General features: G+C 56.3%; 13 protein-coding genes. 6 read left to right on the top strand and 7 right to left on the bottom strand.

Going from position 1 to position 15,137, the window contains the following annotated elements:
• The first annotated feature begins 104 nt into the window (after nt 1-104).
• On the top strand, nt 105-1,346 hold the full coding sequence (locus J5067_RS16805) for a multifunctional CCA addition/repair protein (protein ID WP_264651596.1): 1,242 nt from the start codon (nt 105-107) through the stop codon (nt 1,344-1,346).
• A 5-nt stretch (nt 1,347-1,351) separates the two neighbouring features.
• Here the strand turns inward: J5067_RS16805 and J5067_RS16800 are convergent, their stop codons facing one another.
• A complete protein-coding gene (locus J5067_RS16800) occupies nt 1,352-2,107 on the bottom strand; it encodes a cyclopropane-fatty-acyl-phospholipid synthase family protein (protein WP_264644703.1) in 756 nt (251 codons plus the stop codon).
• A gap of 111 nt (nt 2,108-2,218) precedes the next feature.
• Here J5067_RS16800 and J5067_RS16795 point away from each other — a divergent pair, with 111 nt between their 5' ends.
• A complete protein-coding gene (locus J5067_RS16795) occupies nt 2,219-2,947 on the top strand; it encodes a Crp/Fnr family transcriptional regulator (RefSeq protein ID WP_264651595.1) in 729 nt (242 codons plus the stop codon).
• A 1-nt stretch (nt 2,948) separates the two neighbouring features.
• Here the strand turns inward: J5067_RS16795 and bacA are convergent, their stop codons facing one another.
• Complete coding sequence (gene bacA, locus J5067_RS16790) at nt 2,949-3,767, bottom strand: undecaprenyl-diphosphate phosphatase (RefSeq protein WP_264626368.1); 819 nt, start codon at nt 3,765-3,767, stop codon at nt 2,949-2,951.
• A 151-nt stretch (nt 3,768-3,918) separates the two neighbouring features.
• Entirely contained in the window at nt 3,919-4,272 is a 354-nt protein-coding gene (gene folB, locus J5067_RS16785) for a bifunctional dihydroneopterin aldolase/7,8-dihydroneopterin epimerase (RefSeq protein ID WP_252320476.1), read from the bottom strand.
• A gap of 107 nt (nt 4,273-4,379) precedes the next feature.
• On the opposite strand from folB, the gene plsY reads away from it, so the two are divergent.
• Together plsY and ppa are read left to right on the top strand one after the other, a co-directional pair.
• Nucleotides 4,380-5,006: a glycerol-3-phosphate 1-O-acyltransferase PlsY gene (gene plsY, locus J5067_RS16780; RefSeq protein WP_264644700.1), complete on the top strand. Its 627-nt coding sequence runs from the start codon at nt 4,380-4,382 to the stop codon at nt 5,004-5,006.
• A gap of 94 nt (nt 5,007-5,100) precedes the next feature.
• Nucleotides 5,101-5,628 carry an inorganic diphosphatase gene (gene ppa, locus J5067_RS16775; protein ID WP_222158056.1) on the top strand — a complete coding sequence of 176 codons (528 nt, stop codon included), beginning with the start codon at nt 5,101-5,103 and terminating at the stop codon, nt 5,626-5,628.
• Nucleotides 5,629-5,697: 69 nt separating this feature from the next.
• Here ppa and J5067_RS16770 read toward each other — a convergent pair whose 3' ends face one another.
• The 4 genes from J5067_RS16770 to J5067_RS16755 all read right to left on the bottom strand — a co-directional run bounded on the left by J5067_RS16770 (nt 5,698) and on the right by J5067_RS16755 (nt 12,740).
• Entirely contained in the window at nt 5,698-6,606 is a 909-nt protein-coding gene (locus tag J5067_RS16770; protein WP_264651594.1) for a siderophore-interacting protein, read from the bottom strand.
• A gap of 187 nt (nt 6,607-6,793) precedes the next feature.
• Entirely contained in the window at nt 6,794-7,135 is a 342-nt protein-coding gene (locus J5067_RS16765; protein ID WP_264644698.1) for a gamma-glutamylcyclotransferase, read from the bottom strand.
• Between the two features lie 2 nt (nt 7,136-7,137).
• Nucleotides 7,138-11,007, bottom strand: coding sequence for a translocation/assembly module TamB domain-containing protein (locus J5067_RS16760; protein ID WP_264651593.1), 3,870 nt, complete (start codon nt 11,005-11,007; stop codon nt 7,138-7,140).
• Complete coding sequence (locus tag J5067_RS16755; protein WP_264651592.1) at nt 11,004-12,740, bottom strand: autotransporter assembly complex family protein; 1,737 nt, start codon at nt 12,738-12,740, stop codon at nt 11,004-11,006. Before J5067_RS16755 ends, J5067_RS16760 begins: the two co-directional genes overlap by 4 nt.
• A gap of 236 nt (nt 12,741-12,976) precedes the next feature.
• Between J5067_RS16755 and msrA the strand changes: the two genes are divergently transcribed.
• Both msrA and J5067_RS16745 read left to right on the top strand, forming a co-directional pair.
• On the top strand, nt 12,977-13,618 hold the full coding sequence (gene msrA, locus J5067_RS16750) for a peptide-methionine (S)-S-oxide reductase MsrA (RefSeq protein WP_264651591.1): 642 nt from the start codon (nt 12,977-12,979) through the stop codon (nt 13,616-13,618).
• 175 nt (nt 13,619-13,793) lie between these two features.
• Complete coding sequence (locus tag J5067_RS16745) at nt 13,794-15,134, top strand: hemolysin family protein (RefSeq protein ID WP_264651590.1); 1,341 nt, start codon at nt 13,794-13,796, stop codon at nt 15,132-15,134.
• Nucleotides 15,135-15,137 lie beyond the last annotated feature (3 nt).

The raw sequence follows: 15,137 nt of genomic DNA, 5'->3' as shown, positions 1-15,137 counted from the left end.
CACTGATTGCGGCAGGCTGACGGGTATGTAACTATTAACCTTATGTTAACGTAGTGCTCCCGTTTACGCGGGAATGACCGGGTGGGTAAAGCCAGGAGTGTGTATTGAAGAGTTATCTGGTTGGCGGCGCAGTGCGGGACACCCTGCTTGACCTCCCGGTTTCAGAACGAGATTGGGTGGTGGTGGGTGCCACGCCGGGACAGATGTTAGCGCTTGGCTACCAACAGGTTGGGCGGGATTTTCCCGTGTTTTTGCACCCGGAAAGCAAGGAAGAGTATGCGCTGGCGCGTACTGAACGCAAATCCGGTAACGGCTATACCGGCTTTATTTGCCATGCTGCGCCCGATGTTACGCTGGAAGCGGATTTGCTGCGGCGCGATTTGACCATCAACGCCATCGCCCAAACCGAAGACGGTGAACTGATCGACCCCTATCACGGTCGGTACGATCTGCAACAGCGTCTGTTACGCCACGTTTCTCCGGCCTTTCAAGAAGATCCGCTGCGCGTACTGCGCGTGGCGCGCTTTGCCGCGCGTTTTGCCCATCTCGGTTTTCAAATTGCTGAGGAAACGCTGGCGCTGATGCAATTTATGACGCGCGCTGGCGAACTGGCTTTTCTGACGCCGGAACGGGTGTGGAAAGAGACGGAAAAGGCGCTGGCAACCCGCTCGCCGCACGTCTATTTTCAGGTGCTGCGCGACTGCGGTGCGCTGGCTGTGCTGTTTCCTGAAATCGACAATCTTTACGGCGTGCCTGCTCCGGCGCAATGGCACCCGGAAATCGACAGCGGCGTTCATACCCTGATGACCCTGATGATTGCCGCTCGCCTCACCCCCGAGATAGATGTACGTTTTGCCACGCTGTGCCACGATGTGGGAAAAGCGCTGACGCCGCCCGCACTGTGGCCACGCCACCACGGACACGGCCCGGCGGGCGTGAAGCTGGTGGAACAACTGTGCCAGCGCCTGCGCGTACCTAATGCGCTGCGCGATCTGGCTAAGCTGGTGGCGGAATATCATGACCTGGCGCATACCGTAACGGTGTTGCAGCCCAAAACGCTGATGAAGCTGTTTGATGCGCTGGACGTGTGGCGCAAGCCGGAACGGCTGGAAAAACTGGTGCTCACCAGTGAAGCGGATGCCCGTGGTCGCACCGGGTTTGAGGAATCGCTCTATCCGCAAGGCGACTACCTGCGCGAGGCCTTCACCGTTGCCAGCGCGGTCACCAGTAGCGCCGTCGTGGCCGACGGTTTTCAGGGTATTGGCGTGCGCGATGAGCTGCACCGGCGACGTATCGCTGCGCTTACCGCGTGGAAAGCGCAGAAAATTCCCGCTTCAACCCCGTAAGCGGCTTATTTAGTGCTACAAACCGCAATATAGTTAAGCTGGTGCCGGTAGCGGCGGAAGGTGCGAAACAGCCGAAGGAAGGTTGCGCGGTTTTCCACCTTCAGCGCATTGCGCACAATTTTTGCCGCGCCGCCCCAGCCTTCATCGTAAATCATGCCAGACGGCGTCATCAGCGTCATCGCACCCTGCGCGTTTTCCACCTGGCTGAATCCCCCTTCAAGAAACAGGTTACGCCACCCTGCCAGCGTTAACGGCTGAACGTTAACATTGATTGCCGCGCGCATCTGCGCCGTAACGTCACCTGATGCCTGCGGCAGCAGCATGATGTCATGGGTCAGCAATCGCCCTCCGGGTTTTAGCACGCGTAAATATTCCTGAATCAGCGGACGCTTGGCTTTGTCGGCGTACATGGTGAGCATTGCTTCGTTAATCACCACGTCAAAGTGGTTATCGGGAAACGGTAACGCCAACGCATTCGCTTCCATCACCGTCACGCGCCCTTCGACGCCAGCGGCCAGAATGTTGTGCCGTGCTTGCTGTAACGCCGCTTTATCCATATCCACCCCGACGATAGTGCAGCCATAACGCTGCGCCATCTCGATGGCGGTGGTGCCCATATTGCACGCCACTTCCAGTACGCGGGTCGATGGCGTCAGCGCGCCCTGCTGCATCAACCACTCGGTGGCTGCACGCCCGCCGGGGCGCAGGCGTTTTTTACCCAACCGCGCCAGAAATTTATGTCCCGCCAGTTTCTCTGACATGCTTACGTCCTCTTCGCGATTACCGTGCTCAGGTGCTTGCTGAAAACAAGCAAATGATTATTATTTCTGTTTGATTACCCGACACTGTAGAACCCCGTGAGTGAGACGCCAATGACGTTTGTCAAAATACCCATACCGACAGAGGAACATTGCGAGGTGCTGTTTTCCCATCAGTGGCTGCGTAACGAACCTGAAGAGGTGGTGCTCGCCTTGCAACGCGCGTGCTGTCGTATCCACTTTCAGGCTGGGGAAATACTGTTTCGCGAAGGGGATAAGATGCGCTACTGTCCGCTGGTGGAACAGGGTGAGCTACAGGCGTTTCGCCATACTTATCAGGGAGATGACAAGGTATTCGGGCAGTTTGCTCGCGGCGAATGGGTGGCGCTCGCTGCCGTGTTTATGGAGCACGGCCGCTTCCCGATGAACATTCGTGCACTCAGCGCCGGACAGGCAATGTTGATTCCACGAGAGACGCTGCATCAGTTTTGCCTGCAACGCCCCACGCTGGCACTGCAACTGTTGGGCAACCTCAGCCAGAAGCTTTACGCCACCATCAACCAGATTGACTGGCTCACCTCCAGTTCGGCAGGTGAACGGCTGGCGGATTACCTGCTGCGGCTGCATCGTACCCAGCAAGACAGCCAGCCAAACGCGCAGGTTCGGTTACCGCTCAATCGCGGACAGTTGGCAACACAGTTGGGTATTCGCCCGGAGACCTTGAGCCGCCTGATGGCGGAGTGGCAACGGCAGGGTTACATCACCTGCCGTGCCAGTTACATCACGTTATGCAATCTGGACTACCTGCGCGCGTTGGCCGCGCAGGCTCAGCGTCCCTTCTGAGTTAGAAGAACACCAGATAGACGACGCCCGCCACGAAGAAGCGGTAAATCGCGAACGGGACAAACGAGATGCGTTTGATCAGTTTCAGGAAGGTTTTGATAGCGACCAGCGCAACCAGAAACGCGGTGATAAAGCCCACGGCGAACATCGGCACATCGGCCAGCGACAGGAAATGCCAGCTTTTATACAGATCCAGCACCGTCGCCCCCATCATCATCGGCACCGCCAAAATAAAGGAGAACTCGGAGGCGGCGTAGCGACTAACACCCACCAGCATCCCACCGGAGATGGTCGCGCCCGAACGGGAGAACCCTGGCCACAGCGCCAGACATTGAAAACAGCCAATCATAAATGCCTGACGATAGGTGATATCATCCAGCCCGGAAGCACGCGGCGTTTTCGGTTTCAGCCATTCCGCCGCCAGCAGCAGGAAACCGCCGACAATCAGGGCGTACATCACATTCTGCGGAGTAAACAATGACTTGATAGTGCTGTGAAACACCAGCCCCAGCACCACCGCCGGGATCATCGCCAGCAGAATATGCCCCAGCTTCAGACGATCTTTACCGCGTCCTTCATGAGGAACGGCACCAAAATGGATGCCGATCAGCCCAAACAGGCGACGCCAAAACATCACGACGACCGCCAGGATAGAACCCAGTTGGATAATGACTTCAAAGGTTTTCGCCTTCTCATCATCAAACCCCAACCAACTGCCAACGATAATCATGTGCCCCGTCGACGACACGGGCAAAAACTCCGTTAACCCTTCAACAACCCCAAGAATAAATGCCACCACCAGCGTGTGGAGATCTGCCATGCTCGCGCCCTGCCTTTCCGAACCGAAATAAAAGAAGCACCCATAAAAAAAGTGGCTACGCTGCTCGCGAATGCCACTTTAAACACCACCACAATAGACTAAAAAACGCAGAGTTAGTTTCACTGACAAAAAAGATTCATAAAAAAATGGACTAGCGAGTACCACGCTCGATGACAACGCCCACTTGGCGTGCCTGCGCAACCGCACCCGGCTTGCTCACTTTGATACGCAGCCAGGGAATGGCAAAGCGCTGCATCAGCAGTTGCGCCACTTCTTCTGCCACGCGCTCAACCAGCGCGAACGGCTGACTGGATACATGGGCAATCACCGCGTCACTGACATCGGCATAGCTGAGGCAGTCGTTAACATCGTCGCTTGCGGCCGCCTTGCGGTTATCCCAGCCCATTTCGATATCGAGCACCAGCTTTTGCGAAATGGTTTGTTCCCAGTCGTAAACGCCGATAGTGGCAATCACGGTAAGTTCTTCTATAAATACAATATCCATCACGTCATTCTCTGTTTTTGGCGCTGTTTGGTATCACTTCCGCCGGAATATGCGTATTATCCACGGATGGCAACTGTAAAACGACCTTTATTCAACGGAACCGCGTTATGAGTGCTACCGCGCTTGGCATGATAATTTTCGCGTATCTGTGCGGCTCCATCTCCAGTGCGATTCTGGTGTGCCGCATCGCGGGTCTGCCCGATCCACGCCAGCATGGTTCAGGAAATCCCGGCGCGACCAACGTATTGCGTATCGGTGGCAAAGCCGCCGCCGCCACCGTATTGGTGTTTGACGTGCTGAAAGGCATGTTACCGGTCTGGGGCGCCTATGCGCTTGGCGTCCCGCCCCTCTATCTCGGTCTCACCGCCATTGCCGCCTGTCTGGGCCATATCTATCCGGTATTTTTCCGTTTTCGCGGTGGAAAAGGCGTGGCGACGGCGTTTGGTGCCATCGCGCCCGTCGGCTGGGATCTGACCGGTGTGATGACCGTCACCTGGCTGCTTACCGTACTGCTTAGCGGCTATTCCTCCCTCGGTGCCATTGTGAGTGCCCTGATCGCGCCCTTTTACGTGTGGTGGTTCAAACCTCAGTTTACCTTTCCGGTAGCCATGCTCTCTTGCCTGATCCTGATGCGGCATCACGACAATATTCAACGTCTGTGGCGCGGGCAGGAAGGCAAAATTTGGAAGCGCCGTGGCAAACAAGAAACCCCGCCGAACGATGACGCTGACTAAACGCCGCTGAGATTGAAAAACCGCAGCACTTTATAAATGGGTTGGCTATAATGGCCGCCACTCCATTTCTGACGTTAGAAAAAAGGAAACAGACATGAGTTTGATCAACGTCCCGGCGGGCAAATCACTGCCGGATGATATCTATGTAGTGATTGAGATCCCAGCCAACGCTGACCCCATCAAGTACGAAGTCGATAAAGAAACCGGCGCCCTGTTTGTAGACCGTTTCATGGCGACCGCCATGTTCTACCCGTGCAACTACGGCTACATCAACAACACCCTGTCTCTGGACGGTGACCCGGTTGACGTGCTGGTGCCGACCCCTTACCCGCTGCAACCCGGTTCAGTGATCCGCTGCCGTCCGGTTGGCGTGTTGAAAATGACCGACGAATCCGGTGAAGATGCCAAAGTGGTTGCGGTGCCGCACACCAAGCTGAGCAAAGAATACGATCACATCAAGGATGTGAACGATCTGCCGGAACTGCTGCGTGGCCAAATTGCCCACTTCTTCGAGCAATACAAAGCGCTGGAAAAAGGCAAATGGGTGAAAGTTGAAGGTTGGGAAGACGTAGAAGCGGCCAAAGCCGAGATCGTTGCCTCCTTCGAACGCGCAAAAAAATAAGCGTGTAGCGCACTGCGCAACCTATGTTACGGCGAGGGCTCTCCTCGCCGTTTTGTTTTCAGCAATCTGTCAAACATCGCGCTGCCGTTCGCGGCTCCAGTAAGCCATAAACGTGATGATGTCGCGTGGCACCTGACGTTCACCGGATAAGTAACGCCGCAGGTTTTTCACCACCGAAGACTCCGCCGCCACCCAGCCAAAAAATTGGCCGTGCGTCTGACTGGCCGACTCCCACAGCAACTCGCCTTCTGCCACTTCATGCAATTCGGTAGTTTCTGCTTCCGGGCGCCTCTCCGGTAAACGCACATGCGCTCGCACACTGTGCAGCAGTCGCTCGCCGTAACAGGCCCCCTGCGGCTTACGCGGCAGCCAGTGCACCTCGGCAAAGGCAAACGCGCTCATATCTACGCAGTCGGCTTCCAGCGGCACTTCGATAAACGCCTGCACCTGCACGGGGGTAGCGTACTGCGCCAACTGTTCCAGAATGCCCTTGATAGCAGGTAACGCGGTTTCATCGCCAATCAGCAAGGCGTGGGTCATCTCCGCTGGCGGCAGCCACTCATAGCCACCGCTGTCGCCTTCATAATCCCCCACGCACGGCGCAACGATGCGCAATGCATCCCCCGCTTGCGCCTGTATTGCCCAGGCAGACGCCGGGCCCTCGGTGCCATGAACCACAAACTCTACCGCCATTTCACCGTTAGCCGCATCCACCTCGCGCAGGGTGTAAGTACGCATCACCGGCCGCTGTGCTTTGGGCAGCGCCAACCACTGACGATACCAGTCATCACTATCTGGCAAATCGGGGTAAACGCCCTCGGCGGGAGGAAGCAGCAGCTTGATGCGTTGATCCGGTGCATCCATTTTCATCTGACGCACCGATTCGCCGGAAAATACGCAGCGCATCAGCGAAGGCGTCAGGTACACCTTGCGCGCCAGCACGACGTTAAAAATGCGGTATCTTTGTTTTTCTGCCATGACCTTTCTCATCTTATTCCTCTGGGGCAGCCAGAATGGCCCCGCGCCGGCCCAAAAGGGGGCGTTTACCTTAGCATTCGGGATTGATAATGAGAAGCATTATTGTTAATAGAAGGATAACGAAATGGCGTGAACCGTAACCGACACCGCGCCGGTTACGATGGTATTTACACACTACGTGGTATCATTACTGCTCGCGCGTCAACCAATCACCATTGTCGATACGCGGCAACCCTGTTACCGAGTGTTGATACAGATAGATCCACGCGCTCCCGAGCGGGGTGTTGATCAACTCGCGCTTATAATCGTGACCATCACGCTTTAGCGCATCGAGTTCCGTCAGGATGGATGAGCTTATGCGATATACTTCGCAAAAAATTTCCCCCTCCCCGACTACCACCGCAGGATAATGGCCAAGGTCATACATCTCGTAACCACCGAGCTGACAATCCCCTAGCCACTGTGCGTTCGTCATCCAGTGACTGTTTCCCTGTTTGCGTCGTAAACTGCCATAAACAATAATTCGCATCGCTAAAACTCGAACTGATAGAGCACATTCAGTGCCTGATCAAGACCTGACACCGCTTCCAAATAGAGTCTTGGCATTAACCGATAACGCAACGTCAACGTTGCTAAAGAGTCAAATATGCCAATGCCGTATCTGACCTGAAGGCCTGGGAGGACGTAACCGCTGACCACAACCTGAGAGTCGTCGCCAGCGCCCTGTGTATCCAGAGCTAAATCACTTACGCCAAAGGCCTCGCCGATTTTACCCACAACTTGACCACTTTGTGCAACCCCTAACCCTACTAAGGCAGAGGTCATCATATTACTGTCTGAACCGGTGCTGTCCAGCCCTTGACCTCGTAACAAGTAAGATAATGCTTCTTGTTGCGATAATGTCGGGGTGGAAAACACCTCGATGTGCGGCGCGCTGGCCGCGCCGGTGATGCGCACACCCGCCGTCACACCATCCGCCGTATTATCAGGATTGCGCACCGCTTCGATGTTCAAATTCGGTTCGGCTGGCGGCCCGGAGAACACCAGAATCCCTTTTTGCACAATCAAATCCTGCCCGTAGGCCTTGAAACGTCCGGTAGGGATGTTGATCTGGCCGTTCAGCCCCAAACCGCGCTCGTCCTGCACCATTTTCAGATCGCCTTGCAAACTGGCACGCAGGCCAAAGGCATCAAGGCGTACATCGTCCCCCACGCGAATGGTCAGGTTACTGTTGATGGGGATCGCTGCGGTGTTGCGCGTTAAAGGCTGGCGCTGTTCATCCAACAGCACTTCATCGGAGGAGACATCCACCGCATTTTCCGGCATCTGTTGTACGGTAATACGCGCCCACGGCACCCTGACCGAACCATTGAGCGTGAAGAGCTGCGGCGTGGCGACAAACTCGATATCCGGCGAAACATCCAGCCGCACCGTCGGCGGCAGCGTGACACGAACGCGGTCGCCCTTCGCTGCAATACGTGCCCGCCACGCCTCCGGCTGATGCCAATCCGCATCACCGTTGAGATTAAGCTGCCCTTGCGTGGTTTTCAGAAAGCCCTGTAGCGTAGAACTCATGCCGTTAAAGCTCACCGCCAAACGGCCATCGGTCAGATCCACCGGCATCCAGTGACCGTCGATGTCCAGCCCTTCCAGCGCCAGCTGTCCGTTTAACTGCGGCTGACGCACATTACCGCCAACGCGCAACGCGCCGTTCAGCATACCCGCCGCTTTTTCTCCCCGACTCAGCGCTGGATTCAGCAGCGCAAGGGAGATTTTGTCGATGGCGATATCGCCCCCCAGTTGGCGTCGCCCCTGCGGGTCCGTCACCTGAATATCACCGCGGAACTGACCGTTATCGTGAATGGCGATACGCCACCCCAGCGCCGCACGGCCGCGATCGAGGTCCGCATTCAGCGTGAAAGTGTCAAAATCGACAGGCAGCGTGTTGCCGTTCATCTGCTGGCGCAGCGCAACCTTGTTTCCGGTGAGCGCGACTTTTGCCTGCGGCAGCCCGCCGCCCGGTTGCCAGGCGACGTCGGCTCGGCCGGTAAATACCCCGCTCAGCGCAGTGTCTGCGCCCAAAAACGGTTCAAGCATCTTCAAATCGAAACGGTTCAACACCACGCTGGCCTGGCCGCTGGGACCAATATCGACGGCTCGCGGCACGCACAGCTCCGCATTCGGGTTTTGCCAACAGTGTGCACCGAGCGTGATGCGCGCCAGCGCTTGCTGGTAATCCAGCGACATTGAGGGCGACAAACGCCATTCTCCCACCGGCGTAGTGAACTGGGTTTGATCCAGTGTGCCGCGCCAGCGCTGCTGCGCCCGGTCGAAATGCCCGGTCAATGTCAGTTGTCCGGCGACAGGTTCCCCTTCCACGTTCAAGCGCAACTGATGCTGCTGCTCGTTGCCCTGTGCGTTCAGCGTCAGCAGAGAAACCTTCAGCCCTTCCTGCTGCAATTGCTCAACGCGCAACGCCATGCGGCCATTCACTTGCGCCTTCGAGCGCACATCGCTTTCCAGCGTCAGGCGGTTGATCGATAAGCCCTGCCAGCGCAGCCCTGTGGCATTGAGATCTGCCAACAGCTGCGGTGCGGTGTGGTTGCCACGCAGCCGTACCGTACCGGCAACGCGCCCCGCCAGCCCCGGCAACGCACCGTTTAACGCAGGCGCATCAATGACGCCGTCCAGTTGCCATTGCTGACCTAAATCGCCTTTGACGTTCAGCTGGTTTCGCCCCAACGCCAGGTTGATGCCGGGAATGTGCCACTGTCCCGCCGCATTGCCGTTCAGCGAGCCCTGCGCTGTCAGTTTGTTTTGCTTGATATTGCCGTTCAGGCGCAGTTCGGTAACCGCCACCTGCCAGTTACCGCCGTAGAAACTGCCGCGCGTGCTTACCTTGCCATCAATGCGCGCCGGCCATTCCGGCCATTGTTTCGCCGTATTAATGCCATCCAGCACCAGCTCGCTGCGCCAACTGATGGCCTTGCTCCAGTCCACCAGCGCGCGCAATTCGGTGGTGCCTTGCAACGCAGAGAGTCGCAGCGGGCTGATATCAAACTGCTGTAAATTGCCTTTGCCTTCCAATGCCAGCGTGGCGGGCGGCACGGCGCTACCGCGAATATCACCGTTGATCTTTAAGGCATAATCGGTGGCTTTCCCGGTCAGACTTAACGCCAGATTATTGGCCTGATACTCCGCTTCTCCGGTTAACGGCCAGGCGAGACGTTCAGACTGCACGGTCAACGCCAACGGCAATTCAGGCTGGGCCAACTGCGCTTTCAGGGTGAGCAGCGCACGCTGCGGCCCGGACAGGTTAAGCGTGGTGTTCAGCCAGTCATGCAGGCTGCCCTCTACCGTCAGTTTGATCTTCTCGCCTTTCAACGGCGCGGTATTCACCACCCCGTTCAGAACAAACGACAGCGGCCAGTTATCACTCAGCGTGGCCTCGCCCGCCGCGTGCAGGGCACCTTGCGGCGACTGGATTGCCAGTTTTTCCAGTTTAATGTGTTGCTGTTGGGTGGCGGCTTTCAATTGCAACGTGGTGAGGGTGATGTCTTGATCGCCCGTCAGCCGCAGTTGTTCCCCACGTAACTCGCTGATGTCTATATCAAGCGGCAGCGTGAACTCGGGCAACGCCGGCAGCAGCGGCTTGGCAAACAGCGCCTGTAGCTGCTCGCCCAATGCGGGTGGCATTGCCACTTTTTCCGGTGTGGACGGCGTTGCTTCCACCGGCGGTGAGGCAGCGGCCTGTGCCGTGGCGGAGGCGATATCGCCCACTTCCGATGCGGTGACTTTGCCATCCTCGGTGGCAGCCAGCGTACTTTCTACGACATCCGCTGCTGGTTTGGTTTTCGGCAATGCCACCAGCAGCGCATTGATTTGCGTTGGCAGCAAGGTCAACGCGCGTCCTTCCCAGTGCATGCCGGTGCGCAGTTCGCCCAGCGAGACCGCCGTATCATCCAGCGTGACGCGGATATTGTTCAGCGTCAGTTGGCTAAGGCGTATCGGGAACGGTGCCTTGAGCTCGCCCACCGGCGCACTCGGGGCCGGAGCCTCTGCGGGCGGCGGCATGGCGCTGCTGTCGATCACAACATCGAGCTCGCGTAGCGCAATATCATTGATACAAATCTGGCTGCGCGCCAGGCAGCCCAGCTCAAGCGCGAGGTGCAGTTCACCGGCGTTGAGCGTGATACCCGGCGTTTGATACCCGACACCGCGCAGTGTCAGATCGCGCCAACCGCCTTGCACCTCGGCGATCTCCAAGCCCGGCACCCAGCGCGCCGCGCCATTGAGCAACAGATGTAGCCCCGGCGTGGTAAACAGTAATCCTGCCAGCGTGATCAGCAACAGCAACAACAATGCGATGGCCCCAATGGCTATTTTCTTTATCAGGCTCATAGCTCAGGCCCCAAACCAATATAAAACTGGAGATCGTTACGTTTCTCGGAATCGTTCACCGGAACGGCAAAATCGAATTTGACCGGTCCCACCGGCGAGGCCCAGCGGATCCCGACACCGGCACCGGTTTTCAGGTCATTGATCTTGAGATCGTTTACCGCATCGCCGGTATCGACAAACACCGCTCCCCACCAGCGCCCGGTAAAGTTGTACTGGTATTCCAGAGAACCAGTCAGCAATTTTGACGCACCGGTCAATTTGCCTTCATCATCGCGCGGTGAGATGGAGCGGAATTTATAGCCGCGAATGCTGCGATCGCCCCCGGCGAAGAAGCGCAATGACGGCGGCACGCGGGAGAAGCTGTTGGTTTCAATCCAACCGACGTTGCCACGCGCGACAAAACGGTGCTTATCCTCCAGCGTGCGGATCCAGACGTTCTGCGCCTGTATCACCGCAAAATCGATATCCGAGCCCCAGGTGGTGTCCGAGATATCCAGCGAATAGCGCTGTGAATCGCCCCAGGTGGGCATGGTCCCGCCGCGCTGCCGCGTGCGGTTCAGCGTCAGGCCGGGATAGAGCAGCATGGTGGTATCGGTGACACTGCCTTGGGTAAAGTGATCGAGACTCCAGCGCAGGTTGATGGAGCGCTGCCAACCGCGATTAAGCGTCCAGAAGCGCGCCACGTTCAGCATGGTGCCGTCTGATTTGGTGTCATTCAGGTCTTCGCGTTTAAAACCGGCTTGCAGCAAATAGAACTGCTCCAACGGGCTTCTCAGCAAGGGGATTTTGTAACTGAAATCCAGCGACTGTTCCGGTGCCGAAACGCTCAGGCTGCTTTCCAGACTGTGTCCACGGTCGTTGATCCATGGTCTGCGCCACGTGGTCTGAAAGCGCGGCCCCACGTCGGTGGAGAAGCCTACCCCGGTTTCCAGTAAATTGCGCGCACGCGGCGTGACGACCGCATCCAGTGGCAACATTTTATCGGTTTTTCCCGCCGTGAAATTGGGGGAGACCACCGCCGAGGTAAACCACCCGGTGGCGGACAAACGTCGGTTAAATTCGCCCAGATCTTCGCTGGTGTACTCATCGCCCTGCTTAAACGGGATCAGATTGCGCAGATAGGCTTCATCGATTTGGCTGCCCTGAAAGTGCACGTCGCCAAAACGGTAGCGAGTGCCGCCGTCATAATCAATATCCCAGAATGCTTCCCGCGTTTCGCGGATCACACCCAACTGGCTTTTGTCGTAGTGCGCATCAAAATACCCTTTACGCAACGCCAGGTTATTCAATGACCGTTTGAAATCATCATAGTCGCCGTGGTTCAGCACGCTGCCTATCGCAGGCAGGCTGCGGCGGCGCAGTTGGAGGAAATCGCTGTCGCTGCTGGCATCGCCGCGCAGCAGAACATGGGTGCCCGCGATTTTGACTGGCTCGCCCGGCGTCACCGTCACCAGCAGCAGTGGGCGTCCACCGTTTTCTGCCGGGCGGTATTCGAAATTGATTTGCGGATCGTAATACCCCAGCGCCCGCAACCCACGCCGGATCGCATCATCAACCCGGGCACGAAAGCGCCCGTCGGCGCTGACCTCATCAGGGCCGATGGTCGATAACCGCGCACGCACGTTGCGCTGTAATTCCCCTTCCAATCCCACCACTTGCAAGCGCACATTCGCTGCATAGGACGATGCAGTTACCAGCAGGCACACAAAAAGCAAAGTACGGTATCGTGACACGCCAACTCCCCACGTTCGTTTATATTGTTCTACACAGGCGTGTGTTGAAAATCATGTCAAAAACAATCCCACTCAACATCCTCATCTACACCCACTCTAAAGTGTAATGAGTAATTTCAAAAATGCAGGTTGCGCAACACCTTAACCTTAAACGGGCTTTAACCATAAAGACAGCGTGAACTTTCTTAGTTATTCTGCTACCTATGAATAACATGGATTATCGCGGGAGTAACAACGTGGCACAGCACAGTGATAAAAACCAACGTATCCGTCAATCAGACGCGCTGCCCGGGCGAGGCACCCCGATGCCGCTGGCACGCCTGCACGTTGTCAGCCAACACTCCATGACGCACGTTCCTGATAATATGGACGTTGCGCTGTTCGCCATGGGCTGTTTTTGGGGCGTGGAACGCTTGTTCTGGCAGCAGGAAGGCGTCTACAGCACCGCAGCAGGCTACACCGGTGGTTTTACGCCGAACCCAACCTACCGTGAAGTCTGTAGTGGCCTGACCGATCATGCTGAAGCGGTGCGCATCGTCTACGATCCAGCCGTCATCAGCTACGATCGCCTGCTACAACTGTTTTGGGAAAACCACGATCCGGCGCAAGGCATGCGGCAGGGTAACGATCTTGGTACCCAGTATCGCTCAGCCATCTACACGCTCACCGCAGAACAGATGACGTTGGCGCAGGCCAGTCTGGCGCGTTTCCAGCAAGCCATGCGCGCCAGCGGTGATGCGCGCACCATCAGCACCGAAATCGTTCAGGCGGGCCCCTTTTATTACGCGGAAGATGAACACCAGCAATACCTGCACAAGAATCCCGGCGGCTATTGCGGATTGGCGGGCATCGGCCTGTGTTTACCGCCCAACGCCTGATAAATTGCTCATATTTTACGCCATGCTTGCCAAATGGCCTATCAACACCGTTATAATGCTTGCGCCGCCTGACATCCGTTACGGCGGCGTTATTCATTCTGTCATCTAATGCGATTATTACTATTCATGCATTCATGACCTTCCTGAGGATCTGGCCACGATGGCCGGAAAACATATGTTAAACAGTTTATTACTGATAGTTCTTCTGATCGCGCTCAGTGCGTTTTTCTCGTTGTCCGAGATATCGCTGGCCGCTTCACGCAAAATAAAACTTAAACAGATGGCCGATGAGGGCAACCTTAACGCCGCTATGGTGCTCAAACTCCAGGAAACGCCCGGTATCTTTTTTACCGTTATTCAAATCGGCATTAACGCCGTGGCCATTCTGGCCGGTATTATTGGCGATCAAGCATTCTCCCCCTATTTCACCCTGTTCTTCCAACGCTTTATGACGCCAGAAATGGCCGATACCGTCAGCTTTGCCTGTTCCTTTGTGCTGGTGACCAGCCTGTTTATTCTGTTGGGCGATTTAACGCCGAAACGCATTGGCATGACGACACCGGAAGCGGTCGCTATCCGGATTATCAATCCCATGCGCTTCTGCCTGTTCTTTTTCCGTCCGTTGGTATGGTTTTTTAACGGCCTGTCGAATGTGATCTTTCGTTTGCTCAAACTGCCGATGGTACGCAACGACGACATCACCTCCGACGATATTTATGCGGTGGTAGAAGCCGGGGCGCTGGCGGGCGTGCTGCGTAAGCAGGAACATGAATTGATTGAAAACGTCTTTGAGCTGGAATCACGCACTGTGCCGTCGTCGATGACATCGCGGGAAAGCGTGGTGTTTTTCGATCTGCACGAAGATGAAGCGCAAATCAAAGAGAAAATTGCCCAGCAACCGCACTCCAAGTTTCTGGTGTGTAACGGCAACATCGATCAGATCGTAGGCTATGTCGACTCCAAGGATCTGCTTAACCGGGTATTGGCTAACCAGAGCCTGGCGCTCAATGGCGGCATTCAAATCCGCACCGCACTGATCGTGCCCGATACGCTGACACTCTCGGAAGCGCTGGAGAGTTTTAAAGCGGCGGGCGAAGATTTCGCGGTGATCCTCAATGAATATGCGCTGGTGGTCGGCATCATCACCCTGAACGATGTGATGACCACGCTGATGGGCGATCTGGTCGGTCAGGGTCAGGAAGAGCAGATTGTGGCGCGTGATGAAAACTCGTGGCTGATCGATGGTGGCACGCCGATTGAAGATGTGATGCGTGCGCTGGATATCGACGATTTTCCCCATTCGGACAATTACGAAACCATCGGCGGCTTTATGATGTATACGCTGCGCAAGATTCCGAAACGCACCGATTATGTCCGCTTTGCTGGCTATAAATTTGAAGTGGTGGATATCGACAGCTACAAGATTGACCAGTTGCTGGTCACCCGTCTTGAAGAGAAGAACACAGCGTCAACGTCCATTGCCGATACAGAATCCACGGCAGAACCCAAAAGCTAATCC

Source organism: Candidatus Symbiopectobacterium sp. NZEC151 (genome assembly GCF_025962655.1).
GTDB lineage: Bacteria > Pseudomonadota > Gammaproteobacteria > Enterobacterales > Enterobacteriaceae > Symbiopectobacterium.
The sequence above is the reverse complement of the archived record's forward strand: the minus strand, read 5'-3'. Positions and strand labels throughout refer to the sequence as shown.